10 protein-coding genes are annotated in these 13,255 nt (G+C 73.6%); 3 read left to right on the top strand and 7 right to left on the bottom strand.

Translation table 11 applies throughout. From position 1 onward, the window contains the following. Positions 1-47: 47 nt before the first annotated feature. Together lpdA and ACF1BE_RS10005 are read left to right on the top strand one after the other, a co-directional pair. Positions 48-1,556, top strand: a complete 1,509-nt coding sequence (gene lpdA / locus ACF1BE_RS10010) for a dihydrolipoyl dehydrogenase (protein ID WP_392198500.1) — start codon at positions 48-50, stop codon at positions 1,554-1,556. Positions 1,557-1,692: 136 nt separating this feature from the next. Continuing rightward, the gene (locus ACF1BE_RS10005) at positions 1,693-2,943 is read left to right on the top strand and encodes a M14 family zinc carboxypeptidase (RefSeq protein ID WP_392198499.1); all 1,251 of its coding nucleotides are present in this window, start codon (positions 1,693-1,695) and stop codon (positions 2,941-2,943) included. A 39-nt stretch (positions 2,944-2,982) separates the two neighbouring features. Here the strand turns inward: ACF1BE_RS10005 and ACF1BE_RS10000 are convergent, their stop codons facing one another. Together ACF1BE_RS10000 and ACF1BE_RS09995 are read right to left on the bottom strand one after the other, a co-directional pair. After that, the gene (locus tag ACF1BE_RS10000; protein WP_392198498.1) at positions 2,983-3,399 is read right to left on the bottom strand and encodes an SSI family serine proteinase inhibitor; all 417 of its coding nucleotides are present in this window, start codon (positions 3,397-3,399) and stop codon (positions 2,983-2,985) included. A 108-nt stretch (positions 3,400-3,507) separates the two neighbouring features. Beyond that, positions 3,508-4,059 (bottom strand): FHA domain-containing protein, encoded by a 552-nt coding sequence (locus ACF1BE_RS09995; RefSeq protein ID WP_392198497.1) that lies wholly within the window; start codon positions 4,057-4,059, stop codon positions 3,508-3,510. 194 nt (positions 4,060-4,253) lie between these two features. Between ACF1BE_RS09995 and treZ the strand changes: the two genes are divergently transcribed. Then, positions 4,254-5,999 (top strand): malto-oligosyltrehalose trehalohydrolase, encoded by a 1,746-nt coding sequence (gene treZ, locus ACF1BE_RS09990; protein WP_392198496.1) that lies wholly within the window; start codon positions 4,254-4,256, stop codon positions 5,997-5,999. Positions 6,000-6,019: 20 nt separating this feature from the next. On the opposite strand, the gene ACF1BE_RS09985 is transcribed toward treZ, so the two are convergent. The 5 genes from ACF1BE_RS09985 to cyc2 form a co-directional block, all read right to left on the bottom strand. Next, complete coding sequence (locus ACF1BE_RS09985; RefSeq protein WP_392198495.1) at positions 6,020-6,955, bottom strand: phosphotransferase family protein; 936 nt, start codon at positions 6,953-6,955, stop codon at positions 6,020-6,022. A 53-nt stretch (positions 6,956-7,008) separates the two neighbouring features. Continuing rightward, positions 7,009-8,136, bottom strand: coding sequence for an aminopeptidase P family protein (locus tag ACF1BE_RS09980; protein ID WP_392198494.1), 1,128 nt, complete (start codon positions 8,134-8,136; stop codon positions 7,009-7,011). A gap of 193 nt (positions 8,137-8,329) precedes the next feature. Further along, entirely contained in the window at positions 8,330-8,890 is a 561-nt protein-coding gene (locus ACF1BE_RS09975; RefSeq protein WP_392198493.1) for a PDZ domain-containing protein, read from the bottom strand. Positions 8,891-9,013: 123 nt separating this feature from the next. Further along, positions 9,014-10,888, bottom strand: a complete 1,875-nt coding sequence (phsA, locus tag ACF1BE_RS09970; protein WP_392198492.1) for an O-aminophenol oxidase PhsA — start codon at positions 10,886-10,888, stop codon at positions 9,014-9,016. A 114-nt stretch (positions 10,889-11,002) separates the two neighbouring features. Further along, complete coding sequence (gene cyc2, locus ACF1BE_RS09965) at positions 11,003-13,165, bottom strand: germacradienol/geosmin synthase Cyc2 (RefSeq protein ID WP_392198491.1); 2,163 nt, start codon at positions 13,163-13,165, stop codon at positions 11,003-11,005. Between the last annotated feature and the right edge of the window lie 90 nt (positions 13,166-13,255).

Raw genomic sequence — 13,255 nt, 5'->3', positions numbered from 1 at the left:
AACATTGCCTTGGACTCATGACAAGGGATGGACGGAGGGTGGATGCCATGACCATCAACACATCCGACGTGATCGTCATCGGTGGCGGCACCGGCGGCTACAGCACCGCCCTGCGTGCCGCCGCCCTCGGGCTGGACGTCGTCCTCGTCGAACGCGACAAGGTGGGCGGAACGTGTCTGCACCGGGGCTGCGTCCCGAGCAAGGCGATGCTGCACGCCGCCGAGCTGGTCGACGGGGTCACCGAGGCCCGGGAGCGCTGGGGCGTGCGGGCCTCGGTGGACTCCGTCGACTGGCCGGCCCTCGTGGCCACGCGGGACGACATAGTGGCGCGCAACCACAAGGGCGTGGAGGCGCATCTCGCGCACGCCGGCGTGCGGGTCGTGCGGGGCAGCGCACGGCTGACGGGGACGCGCACGGTGCGCGTGCGGGACGTGCCGGGCGTCGGGGGCGTGCGGGGTGCGCGCGCGGATTCCACGCCGGGCGCGCAGGAGGGTTCCGCGGCCCGAGCGCACGACGTCACCACGGCTCGGACCCACGACCTCACCGCGCGCCGTGCCGTCGTCCTCGCGACCGGCTCGCGCCCGCGCACGCTCCCGGGTCCGGCGCCGGACGGACGTCGCGTGGTGACCAGCGACGACGCCCTGTTCGCGCCGGGGCTCCCGGCGTCCGTCCTGGTGCTCGGCGGCGGCGCGATCGGTGTGGAGTACGCCTCCTTCCACCGTTCCATGGGCGCCCAGGTCACCCTCGTGGAGGCCGCCGACCGGATCGTGCCGCTGGAGGACGGCGAGGTGAGCCGGTATCTGACGCGAGGTCTGAGGAAGCGTGGGATCGACGTCCGGGCGGGAGCGCGACTGCTGGACGTGGAGCTGCTGGAGGACGGCGTACGCGCGCGTGTGCGGGACGGGAGGGGCGAGACCCGGACGGTGGAGGCGGAGCGGCTGCTGGTGGCCGTCGGCCGGGTCCCGGTCACCGAGGGCCTGGGCCTGGAGGCGGCCGGACTGACGACGGACGGGCGGGGGTTCGTCGTACCGGCGGACTGGACGCGGCTGGAGACGGCCGTGCCCGGCATCCACGTGGTCGGCGACCTGCTGCCGCCGCCGTCGCCGGGGCTCGCCCACGCCTCGTTCGCGGAGGGTCTGCTGGTGGCGGAGACGTTGGCGGGGCTGCCGTCGGCGCCGGTCGACTACGCGGCCGTGCCCCGGGTGACGTACTCCTCGCCGCAGACCGCCTCGGTCGGGCTGGGCGAGGCCGAGGCACGCGCGCGTGGGCACGAGGTGTCCGTGAACACGATGCCGCTGACCGCCGTCGCCAAGGGGATGGTGCACGGTCAGGGCGGGATGGTGAAGGTCGTGGCGGAGGCCGGGGGCGGGCGCGTGCTCGGCGTGCACCTGGTCGGTCCGCACGTGTCGGAGATGATCGCCGAGAGCCAGCTGATCGTCGGCTGGGACGCCGAGCCCGCGGACGTGGCCCGGCATGTGCATCCGCATCCCACGCTGTCGGAGGCGGTGGGCGAGGTGTTCCTGACGCTCGCGGGACGCGGCCTGCACCAGCAGTGAGCCCACGGCACACGCGAGGGGCGCGGACCCGCCGGGGAACCACCCCCGCCCGCCCTGACAACCCCTGCCGCCTGCTTGACAGTTCACCCCGCCCGTGCGGGACTGATAGGGCGAAGCCGGGCGGAACCAGACGGGGGTGAGTCTTCTGCCGGAGCTGCGCTATCCCAGCGTTCCCGAACTGGTCGCCTGCGCGCGGACGCTGGCCGCTCGCGAACCCGCGCTGTGCGCGCTGCGCGAGGTGGGTGTCTCGCGCGCGGGAAGACCCCTGCACCTGCTGTCGGTGGGACATGCCCGCCGGGCGGTGCTGGTCGTGGCGGGCGCCCACGCCAACGAGCCCGCGGGCGGTTCCACACTGCGGGTGCTGGCCGAAAGAGTGTTGTCGGAACGGGAGCTGCGGGGGGACACCTCCTGGCACTTCCTGCTGTGCGCGGACCCGGACGGCGCCAGCCTGCACGTGACCCCGGCGCCGCGCAGCCTGCTCGACTACCACCTCGGTTTCTACCGGCCGACGGGTGCGGAGCAGCCGGAGTGGTCACCGTCGGTGCTGCCCCCGGACCGGCTGCCGCCGGAGACGCGGACGCTGACCGGGGTCATCGACGAACTGCGCCCGTACCTCCAGGTGACGCTGCACGGCACCGATCTGGGCGGCAGCTGGGTGCAGTTGACGAAGGACGTGCCGGGACTGGCCGAGCCGTTCGCCAAGTCCGCGGCTGAGCTGCACATCCCGGTGGAGACGGGGGCCTCGGACGCGGCGCTCTGGCCGGCCTCCGGTCCCGGGGTGCATGTGATGCCCGGCCCGGAGACGGGCGTGGCCTACCCGAGCATGCCGGACGACGCCCGGCACAGCACCTGGTACCACGCGCACCGCTACGGCGGCCTGACGGCGGTGGTGGAGGTGCCGATGTGGGCCAGCGACCTGGTGGGCGACCCGGCACCGCACCCGGCACCGGCCGCGGCCATTCAGCGCCTGGCGGCGCGGTTGCTGCGGGACGCACGGCAGGTGGAGCGGGTCCTCGCCGAGGCGCTGCCCCGGCTGGACGGACGGGACGGGCCGCTGCTTCGGGCCGCGCGGTGGGCGCTGGAGCTGGTTCCGGGCCTGGCCGAGGACTGGATCCACACGCCGCCGGCCGCGACCACGATGGCGTACGTCGGCAGTGTGGACGCCTTCGGGCGGCGGCTGCCGCTGCGGGCGGCGTCGATGCTGCTCCGGGTGCTGCGGGAGGCGGACGACCGGGCGGCGCCCCGGCTGCAGGAGCTGGTCGCCACCTGGTGCGACGCCTTCGCGGAGCGCTTCGGGGCCCGCTGGGTGCCGTTGGAGCACCAGGTGGAGCACCAGTCGCGGACGGTGCTGGTGGCGGCGCAGCAGGCGCGTGACCGGGTGGCGTGAGCCGGTGCCGGCCCGCGCCACCCGGTCACCGTGCGCCGGTCAGCCGTCCAGGGCGAAGACGGACCCCGTGCGCGCGTTCATCACGCACGTACTGGTGTACGTCTGCTGGAAGTCGACCGCCCGGCCGTTCCACTGCCCGCGCGCGTGGGTGGTCACCGGGGCGTAGATCATCGGGCAGAACACCTCCTTGGCCGGGATGCGGCTGACGTCGCCGTCGGCGGCGTCCAGTTCGGCGCACGCGTCGGCCGCGTGGGCGTGCCCCTGGGGCGGGTCGCACAGCAGTACGGTGCCGCGTGTGTCGCCGGACCGGGCGTCACCCCTGGTGATCGTCAGGTAGAGCCAGTTGTCCGGGCGGGTGTCGCGGGAGGCGGCGTGGGCCGGGCCGCCGGCGGTGAGGAGGCCGGCGGCGGCCAGCAGGGCGCCGGCCGCCGCTGCCGCTCTGGTGAGGTAGGTCATGTCCGTTGCATCGGCACGGCGGCCCGACTTCCTCAGTCCGGCTCACCCGATCGGTGCCGTACACGCGCCACGGCGGACCTCAGTTCGAACGCGTCCGGCCAGAGGGACTCAGCCCGCCGCGAGCCGGAACGCCACCCTCCCGAAGGCGACCTGGTCGCCCTCGCGGACGACGACCGACCCGATCACCCGGCGGCCGTTGACGGTGGTGCCGTTGGTGGACCCCAGGTCCCTGAGGATCCACAGGTCGCCCTGGTGGCGGAGTTCGGCGTGCACGCGGGAGACGGTCTCGTGGTTCAGGCGCAGCCCGTTCGCGGGGTCGCGGCCGATGCGCAGCGGATGGGTGTGCGCCGGGTGCGGCAGCAGCAGCTTGGGCAGCCGCTCGGCCTGCCAGGCCCGGCGCAGCCGTACGGTGAACCCGGAGACCGCCTCGACGGAGCCGAGGACCGCGCGGGAGAAGCGGTTCTCCCGGGGCAGGTCGGCGACGAGCACGGCCAGTTCGTCGGACCGGCGGGCCACCAGCGCCAGTTCCATGCGGCGCACGAACGTGTCGTGCGAGAGCCGGCCCATGGCGACGCCGTCACGCAGCACCTGGAGCGCCTTGTCGCGCTCCGCGTCGGACGGACGCGCGGGGTAGGTGGAGAACTCGAAGGACGACGTCACGAGGGTGATTGTCGGGCAGTGGGACCCGGGTGTCCAGAAAACGCGGGATCGGTGCCGGTGTGCGGGTACTTCCACGACACCAGCCGGGAAACGGAGGATACGGAGGCGGATCGGTCGCGCCGAACGGCACGATGGAACGCGGGACATGACGGTGGGCAGACGTACCGACACAGGCCGACGAAGGGGAACCGTCCGTGCAGTTCGAGGTGTGGGCACCGCAGGCAGACCGAGTGACGCTCCATTGCGAGGGCGGCACGCGCGCGTTGACGCGCGATCCCGGGCGCGCCGGCTGGTGGACGGGTGAGGCGGAGGCCGGGGACGGCGCACGGTACGGCTTCGCGCTGGACGACGGCCCCGTGCTGCCGGACCCGCGTTCCCGCCGCCAGCCCGACGGCCCGGACGGGCTGAGCGCGGTCGTGGACCACGGGCGGTACGCCTGGCGGGCCGAGTGGGCGGGGCGCGGGCTGCCGGGTGCGGTCCTGTACGAGCTGCACGTGGGCACGTACACCCGCGAGGGCACGCTGGACGCAGCCGCCGAACGGCTGGATCACCTGGTGGAACTCGGCGTGACGCACGTGGAGTTGATGCCTCTTTGCCCGTTCCCGGGGCGGCACGGCTGGGGGTACGAGGGGGTGTCGTTGTGGGCGGTGCACGAGCCGTACGGCGGCCCCGAGGCCCTGAAACGCTTCGTCGACCGCGCGCACGCCCTCGGACTGGGCGTCGTCCTGGACGTCGTGCACAACCACCTGGGCCCGTCGGGCAACTATCTGCCGCTGTTCGGGCCCTACTTCACGGACACGCACACCACGCCGTGGGGCTCGGCCGTGAACCTGGACGCGCCCGGCTCGGACGAGGTGCGCGCGTTCCTCCTGGGCAGCGCGCTGGCCTGGCTGCGGGACTACCGGCTCGACGGGCTGCGGCTGGACGCCGTGCACGCGCTGTACGACACGCGCGCGAGCCACTTCCTCGAGGAGCTGTCGGCGGCCGTGGACGCTCTCGCCGGCGAACTGGGCCGGCCGCTGTTCCTGATCGCCGAATCCGACCTCAACAACCCGCGGTTCATCACCCCGCGCGCGGAGCACGGACTCGGGCTGCACGCGCAGTGGAACGACGACTTCCACCATGCCCTGCACACCACGCTGACCGGCGAGTCCCAGGGCTACTACGCCGACTTCGCGCGTGAACCGTTCGCCGCGCTCGCCAAGACGCTCACCGGCGGCTACTTCCACGACGGGACGTACTCCAGCTTCCGGGGCCGCCGCCACGGCCGCCCGCTGGACCGCGCGCGCGTGGGCGGGCACCGGCTGCTCGGCTACAGCCAGACCCACGACCAGGTCGGCAACCGCGCCCAGGGCGACCGGCTAGCCGCCCACCTCTCCCCCGGCCTGCTGGCCTGCGCGGCGACGCTCACGCTGACCGCGCCGTTCACACCGATGCTGTTCATGGGCGAGGAGTGGGCGGCGGGCACGCCCTGGCAGTTCTTCACCGACCACACCGACCCGGAGCTGGCGGAGGCGGTACGACGGGGCAGGCGGCGAGAGTTCGCGGAGCACGGGTGGGCCGAGGAGGACGTACCCGACCCGCAGGACGCGGCGACCCGGGAGCGGTCCTGCCTCGACTGGTCGGAGCCGGAACGCGAGCCGCACGCGCGCGTGCTGGCCTGGTACCGGCAGCTGATCGCGCTGCGCCGCGCGCAGCCGGACCTCACCGACCCGGATCTCGCCGACACCAAGGTGGCCTACGACACGGAGGCCCGCTGGCTCGCCTTCCGGCGCGGAGACGTACGGGTGGCGGTGAACCTGGGCAAGGAGACGGCGGCGATCCCGCTGGGCACCGGCCGGGTGGAGGTCCTCGCGGCCTGGGGCGAGGTCGAGGAGCCGGGGCCGGACGGACTGCTCCAGGTGCCCGGGGAGTCCTGCGTGGTGCTGACACAGCCCTGAGAGGGCACCCGGCGGCTCCCTCAGGGTTCCGTCCCGTCCTCCTGGACGTCCGTCACCCGCTCCAGCAGGATCGGCTCCCAGGCGCGCCCCAGCTGGATGCGCAGCAGGGGCAGGGAGCCGTCCGTGCGGCCTTCCAGGCGGCCGGTGAGGCGCAGGACGGTGTCGCAGCGGGCGAGCCACAGGCCGCGCAGGCAGGGGCGGGCGCCGTAGCCGGCCAGGGTGGCGGCGCGGACGGCCGCCGGGGAGCCCACGGCGAGGGCGAGCCCGGCGATGTCCTCGGCGGGGTCGCCCACGGTGGCCGCGGTCCAGTCCAGGATGCCGCGCACCCGGCCGTCGGCGCCGACCAGCACGTGCGCGCCGGTCAGCCCGTGGTGGGTGAGGACGGCGGAGCCGGCGGGCGCGGCGAGCTGGGCCGCGCCGGCCGGGGTGAGCTGGTGCAGCCGGGCGGCGTCGAACTCGTCGGCGGCGGAGAGCCGTTCGGCCGCGTGCACGGCCATCCGGCGCAGCGCCTCCAGCGAGCGCGGCGCGGTCCGTGGCACCCCCTGCGCCTCCGCCTGGCGCACGGGCACCGCGCGCAGCCCGCCGAGCAGCCCGGCCAGGTCGGCCTCGCCGACGGCGGAGACGTCGTACTCGTCGGCGGTGCCGCCGGGCACCCTGGTGTCGAGGGTGTAGGCGAGGCCGGGCGCCCAGTCGCCGTGCGCGACGCTGGCCGGGACGGCGACGGGCAGGTACGGCCGGACCAGGTCGCGCAGGCGCAGCTCCCGGCGGCGGCGCAGGGAGGCCTCACGGTCGGGCGCGAGCCGCAGCACATGCCGGCTGCCGACCCACCAGGTGTGCTCCCGATCCTTTGACACGGGCCGCACGTCGGGTCCCCCGGCTCCGTCACCGCCCTCCTTGAGCAGCGAGCGGACCAGTCGGCGGACGGTGTCCGCGGTGGGTGTCGGTGCCTGGGTCATGGATCGCCGGTCGCCGTTCCGGGTGTCGTCGAGGAGGTGTCTCCAGGATGCTCTCAGTCCACTATGACCATCTCACGCGTGGTGTTGTTGAGACGGCGGCCGCCGTCCTCGGTGACCGTGACGATGTCCTCGATGCGCACTCCGAAGCGGCCGGGCAGGTAGATGCCGGGCTCCACGGAGAAGCACATGCCGGGCACCAGGGGCTGTTCCTCGCCCTCGATCATGTACGGCGGCTCGTGTGTGGTGACGCCGATGCCGTGCCCCGTGCGGTGGATGAAGTACGCGCCGTACCCGGCGTCGGCGATCACCGCGCGGGCGGCGCGGTCGACGTCCTGGCAGGCCGCCCCCGGGCGTACGGCCCGGCAGCCGGCCTCCTGGGCGGCGCGCACGACGTCGTGGACGCGGCGTTCCTCTTCGGTCGGCTCGCCGACGTGCACCGTGCGGGTGGTGTCGGAGCCGTAGCCGTCCTTCAGGCCGCCGAAGTCGAGGACGACCATGTCGCCGCTCCGGATGACGCGGTCGCCGACCTCGTGGTGCGGGTTGGCGCCGTTGGGTCCGGATCCGACGATGGTGAAGTCGACCTGGGAGTGGCCGAAGCGGCGCAGCAGGCCGGCGAGGTCCTGGCCGACGTCCGACTCGCGGCGGCCGGCGAAGGGGACCTTCCGGATCTCCTCGAACGTGGCGTCGGCAGCGGCTCCGGCGGCGGCCAGGAGTTCCAGCTCGGCCGCGTCCTTGACGGCGCGCAGCATGGGCAGGGCGTCGGTGAGGGAGGCGTAGGAGGTGCCCGGGAGTGCCCGTTGGAAGCCGAGCAGGTGCATCGCCCAGGTGTTGTCGCTGATGCCGAACCGGCCGTGGCCGTCGAGGAGGGCGGCGGTGACGGCGTAGGGGTCCGTGCCGTCGGTCCAGTCGCGCAGGGTCAGCGCGCCGGCGCCCGCCGCGTGCTCGGCGTCCGGGGCCTCCAGAGTGGGCACGACGAGCACGGGGTCGCGGCCGGGGGCCAGGACCAGCACGGTGAGCCGTTCGGTGACCGCGGTGGGCGTGTAGCCGGTGAGCCACACCATGTCCGGCCCCGGGGCCACGAGCAGCCCCGCGAGGCCGGCGTCGGCGGCGGAGCGCACGGCACGCTCCATGCGGGCCGTGTGGTCGGCGGCGGTGAAGGGCGCGGGCGTGGTACCGGTCATCCGGGCCTCCGGGCGCGGGCGGGGCGTGGGCTTCTCGGGGAGCATCCTGCCCGCCCGGACGGAGCCACGCGAGCCGGTCACGGCGACCGGCGTCCCACAGGGCCACGGCCGCGGGTCCGGCCCGGGCCGCTCACGGCCCCGCGCGACGGGAGCTGACCGGCGCGCGTACGAGGCGGCTGCCGGGGCCTCCCGGTCAGGTCACCACCGCGGGGACCACCGTCAGCTGCTGGTAGCCGCCGCTGCCGTGGCGCACGGTGAGGAGCATCGCCTTCCCGGGGCGGGCCCGGGCGACCGCCCGGGCGAGGTCGGCGGCGGTGTCGACGCGGGCCGTACCGAACCGGAGCACGACGTCCCCGCGGACCAGGCCCGCCGAGTAACCGGGGCCGGGCACGTGCACGCCCACCACCATGGCGCCCGGCTTCCGGGTGTCCACGGCCTCCACGCCGAGGGATGCCGCGGCCGGCGCCGGAGCGGGGCCCGGTCCGGCCGCGGAGGTGGCCGTGGCCGCGGGGGCGTGCGACCGGGTCACGCCCTGTGGCTCGGCGAGTCCTCTCATCCCCGTCACCGTGGCGCCGACCGTGCCGAGGCCGACACCGGACAGCACCAGCAGGGTGCCGGCGCCGATGCCCAGCAGGGGCCGCAGCCGCCGCCCGCGCCGGCTCGCGGCATCCGGGCGGCGGGCGGCTCCGGTCGTGCCACCCGCACGCCCGGCCCGGCCCGGCATCGGCTTGGGACGCAACGCAGTCTGTTCCATGGTTCGCTCGCCTCCGGCTGGTGCTCTACCCGCGCCGCCGGGCCGCGACGAGACACGAACGAGTGAGACTGGCCGGAGGGTGGCGGAGGGCAGCCAGGGCAGCCACCCTCCGGGGGCGGTTCCTCAGCCCATGTGGCCCTCGCCATGGCCGCCGTGGGCCCCGCCGTGGTCGAACTTCAGGGCCTCGGGCGGCATGACGACGAAGGGCCGCATCATGCCCATGTCCTCGTGCTCCAGCAGGTGGCAGTGGTACATGAAGCGGCCGTACGCGCCGTCGAAGCGGCCCATGACCCGCAGCATCTGGTCGCCCGGCACCCGGAAGACGTCCTTGTGTCCCCGCTCGTTGGGCGCGAGCGGGATGGTCCGGCCCGTGTCGTAGCGGATCGGGGTGCGGGTGCCGCCCACCGCCGGGTCGAAGCCCGAGACGTCGTAGGCGTCCCGGCCCAGCAGCTGGAAGTCGGCCAGGTGGATGTGCATGGGGTGCACGATGGGCGCGAGGTTGAGGAAGCTCCACTGCTCGTGGCTGCCCTCGGCGACGGTGAAGCCGAGTCCGTCGTTGAACGTGCGGGCGGTGCGCCGGTACGTCTTCGTGGTGCCGTCCGGGCCGGTGACCTGGACGATGCCGTCGGCCGGGAGACGCAGGCCGGCGGTGTCCCGGACCTCGGCCATCTCCCAGATCTCCGGATGGCCGCCCGCGCCCCTGGTGGCGGGCGGGGTCAGCAGGACCAGGCGGTGGCCGTGCGGGACGTCGTGGCCGAGACGGCGGAAGGAGCCGGAGAGCACCTCGGGCAGTTCGAAGGTGTCCTCCTCGCAGCCCTCCCGGACCCGGAACTCCAGCACGGCCGGGAAGGGCACGTCTCCGGCCGGGTCGGGCACGCCGGCCGGCTGGTTGCCGCCCTTGTTCACCAGGCGCAGGGTCCGCCCGGCCAGTGCGCGGAAGTCGACCAGCAGGTCGAAGCGCTCGGCCGGCGCGGCGGTCAGGGCGGGCAGCTCCTCGTCGAAGTCGACCGGGACCGGGCGCGGCAGCAGCCCGCCGTCGCTGCCGATCTGGTGGACGGTCCCCGGCACCGGCTCGCCGTCCTCGTCGATCAGGACGAGTTCGAAGATGCGCGCGTTGGAGGCGTTGACCAGCCGGAAGCGGTACCAGGCCGGGTCGACGTCGGCGTAGGGCCAGATGCGGCCGTTGACCGTGGTGTACGGGCCGGTGAACGGTATGGAGACCGGCTTCCCGGTCTCCGGGTTGCTGTCCTGGACGATCACCGTCTTGTGCAGCAGCCGCCCGTTGAGGCGGCCGTCCTCGTCGGTGTCGAGGTTGCGGTCGGCGATGAGCAGGGGGATCTCCCGCTCGCCGGAGGGCAGGTGGAGGGCGTCCTCCTCGTCGTCACGGACCAGGTAGGTGCCGTACAGACCCGCCATCACGTTCCAGCGGGTGATGTTCATCGCGTGGTCGTGGTACCACCACTGCACCGCCTGGTGGTCGTTCGGGTACTCCGACAGCTGGGCGTCGCCGTGGCCGACGGCGTTGTCCGCCCAGCCGTCGTTGCCGCCGCCCGTCTGCGCGCCGTGCAGATGGGTCACCGACCAGGCCGGCAGGGCGGCGACGTCCTTGTCGGGCTCGACGCCCTCGCGGCCGGGCTCGGTGGTGGCCTGGGCGCGTCCGTCCCTGCGCAGCTTCACCTGCACCGCGGTGACCGGGTACTCGCTGTCCTTCGGTATGCGGTTGGTCCAGGCGATGCGGACGCGCTGTCCGCGCCGGACCTCGATGGTCGGGCCCGGCACATGGCCGTCGTACCCCCACATGAGGGTGGGCGGCAGCTGCGGGTGCAGGCGCACCCAGGCCGGGCGCAGGGCGATCTCGGTCTCCCGCAGGACGTCGTCCGCCGCGGGCCGCAGGACCGGCGGGACCGATAATGGCGCGACGTACGGCGTGAGTTCGGTCGCCGCAGGTGCCTGCGCGTCCGCGGTCCCCGTCGTGGGCCTTTCGATGATCTCGGTCAAGATCGGACACCCCCGTGTGTTGTGTGGTCTGTTCTCCCCTTACTCCACAAGACTCCCGAGGGCGCACCGAAGTTCCCTGAATGCCCGGTTCCGCACGAAAGGATTCGGCGGCCGTCAGCCGCGTGGCAGGGCGGGCACGGCGGGCGCGCGGTCGGGCAGGAAGCCGTGGGCGCGGCTGCCGAGCCACCGGGCCTTGTAGCGGTCGACCTCCCGGTGCCAGTGGAGGATCCCGGCCAGCCAGTTCTTCAGGTCGAGTACGTAGTCGTCCATGGTGGCCCTCGCCTCCTCGGACAGGCCGAAGTCGTCGTACAGGACGGGGAGTTCGTGCGCGATCACGTGTTCGAACTGCCGCATGCGCTGGGTCATCAGGTCGTGGACGACGCCGAGTCCGGTCGGATAGTCCACGCCGAAGAAGTTCTGCACGACCAGGATCGCGTTGTGGATCTCGCCCTCGTACTCGATCTCCTTCTGGTACGAGAAGACGTCGTTGAGCAGGCAGGCGTAGTCGATGGCGGCGTTCTCCAGGGAGCGCACCGGGCCGCTGGCGTACACCTCGGCGGGGATCGCGGGGCCGTGGCCCATCCGGCACATGCTCAGGGTGAGGTCCGAGCCGAACGTGGAGCGTCGCATCTCCAGGTAGTCGACGGGGTCGGGGATGCGGTCGAACAGCTGGTTGGACACCTCCCAGACCCAGCTCTCGGTCATCTTGTCCACGGAGGCCCTCAGGGTGCGCCGCTGGCCGGCGGTCATCCCGGCCGTCGTACGGGCCCACAGGTCGGCCAGGGCCCGCTCCATGGCGTCGGCGGGGGCCGGGGCCCGCTCACCGTCGACGGGCATGCACAGGGAGAGCCGGGCGGTGGTCAGCCGGGCGGCGGCGACGTCCCGGCGGTGGCCGTAGACCAGCGGGTAGTAGTCGTCGCCGTAGGTGCCGAAGGCGAGCCACTGCGCGCTGAGGTCGAGGGCCTCGGGCGTGGCGTCCGGGTCCAGGCCGGCGGAGCACAGCGCGAGGTCGTACGCGGCGAGCTTGTCCAGGTCCCACACGCCCTCCTGGAGGATGCCCATCCGGTGGCACCACTCCACGAGGTGGGCCCGGGAGCGGTCCAGGTGGGGGCTGAGCCGCACCTCGAAGGGCATGTGGAGGTCGGGGACGAGGGACGGGCCGACCTTCTGGAAGGGCACGTGCGTGTGGGCGCGCAGGCGTTCCTGCGCGGCCGAGGCGAGCAGCGCGCCGACGTCGGCGGCCGAGGTGCCGGGGCCTGCCGGGACCTGCCACGGCGAGGTGGAACGCGCGCCCTTGTTCATGTAGCGGCTGGAGCGCATGTGCCATTCGTGGCCGCCGGACTGCCAGTCCTGCAGTCCCTTGGTGTAGGCGGCGACCGCGGCGACCTCACCGGGGGTGAGGCCGTTCTCCAGGGCGACGGCGGGAACCTCGGTGAGCGCGGTGTGCTCGAACTGGTGCAGCCGGGAGGTGAGGACGTCGTTGACGGTGTCGGCGGCCTCCTGGGTGGTGCAGCCGAAGAACTTCTCCAGGACGAGGACGCCGTTGCTGTTCTCGCCCTCGTCCTCGACCTCGCGCTGGTAGGAGAACAGGTCGTTGCGCAGGTGGACGGCGTCGGAGAACGTCTCCATGAGGACGCGCAGCGGCCGGGTGCCGGCGACGGCGGCGGGCACCTCGGCGGTCGCGTACTCCACGAGCCCGGACGACCAGGGGGCGCCGCCCACCTTGCGGCGCATCTCGATGTACTCGACCGGGTTGGCGATCCGCCCCTCGTTGATGTTGGACAGCTCCCACATCGACTCGTTGAGCAGGTGCTCGGTGGCGACGGAGAAGCGGCGGCGCCAGTCCGCGGACATGGCCGGCACCGTACGCGCCCACAGGTCCTTCAGGCCCGCCTCGACCGGGTTCTCCGGATCGGGCACGGGGGTGGCGGGGTCGAGCGGCATGAACAGCGGCAGGCGGTCCAGGTGGGCCTTGCCCGCGGCGCGGTCCGGGGTGCGCTTGAACATGTCCAGGAAGTGGTCGTCGAAGAAGAACACCCACACGTACCAGTCGGTGATCAGCGAGAGAGCGGGTCCGTCGCAGTCGGGGTGGGTGTAGGCGCACAGGAGCCCGTAGTCGTGTGCCTCCAGGTCGGCCTGCTGCCAGATCCCGGAGCCTTCCAGCATGCCCATCTCGCGGGCCCACCCGGTCGAGTGGGCACGGGCCTCGTCCAGGTGCGGGTTGAGGCGCGCGGGGTACGGCATGTAGAAGTGCGGGAGTTCGAACGGCTGCGTCATGGCCGGGCCCTACCCGCGGCCCCGGAGCCCCATCCACCCGGCCGCACATGATCACACCATCGCGTGAACCACCCGGGAAACGCGGGATTT

This window comes from Streptomyces sp. NPDC014991 (assembly GCF_043080665.1).
Taxonomy (GTDB): domain Bacteria; phylum Actinomycetota; class Actinomycetes; order Streptomycetales; family Streptomycetaceae; genus Streptomyces.
This window is presented reverse-complemented; position numbering and strand designations above follow the sequence as displayed.

What these genes read in the sequence shown, in the direction of transcription:
- lpdA (WP_392198500.1), top strand. Translation starts at nt 48, where the DNA reads ATGACCATCAACACATCCGACGTGATCGTCATCGGTGGCGGCACCGGC.
- ACF1BE_RS10000 (WP_392198498.1), bottom strand. Translation starts at nt 3,399, where the DNA reads ATGACCTACCTCACCAGAGCGGCAGCGGCGGCCGGCGCCCTGCTGGCC.
- ACF1BE_RS09985 (WP_392198495.1), bottom strand. Translation starts at nt 6,955, where the DNA reads ATGACCCAGGCACCGACACCCACCGCGGACACCGTCCGCCGACTGGTC.
- ACF1BE_RS09980 (WP_392198494.1), bottom strand. Translation starts at nt 8,136, where the DNA reads ATGACCGGTACCACGCCCGCGCCCTTCACCGCCGCCGACCACACGGCC.
- ACF1BE_RS09975 (WP_392198493.1), bottom strand. Translation starts at nt 8,890, where the DNA reads ATGGAACAGACTGCGTTGCGTCCCAAGCCGATGCCGGGCCGGGCCGGG.
- cyc2 (WP_392198491.1), bottom strand. Translation starts at nt 13,165, where the DNA reads ATGACGCAGCCGTTCGAACTCCCGCACTTCTACATGCCGTACCCCGCG.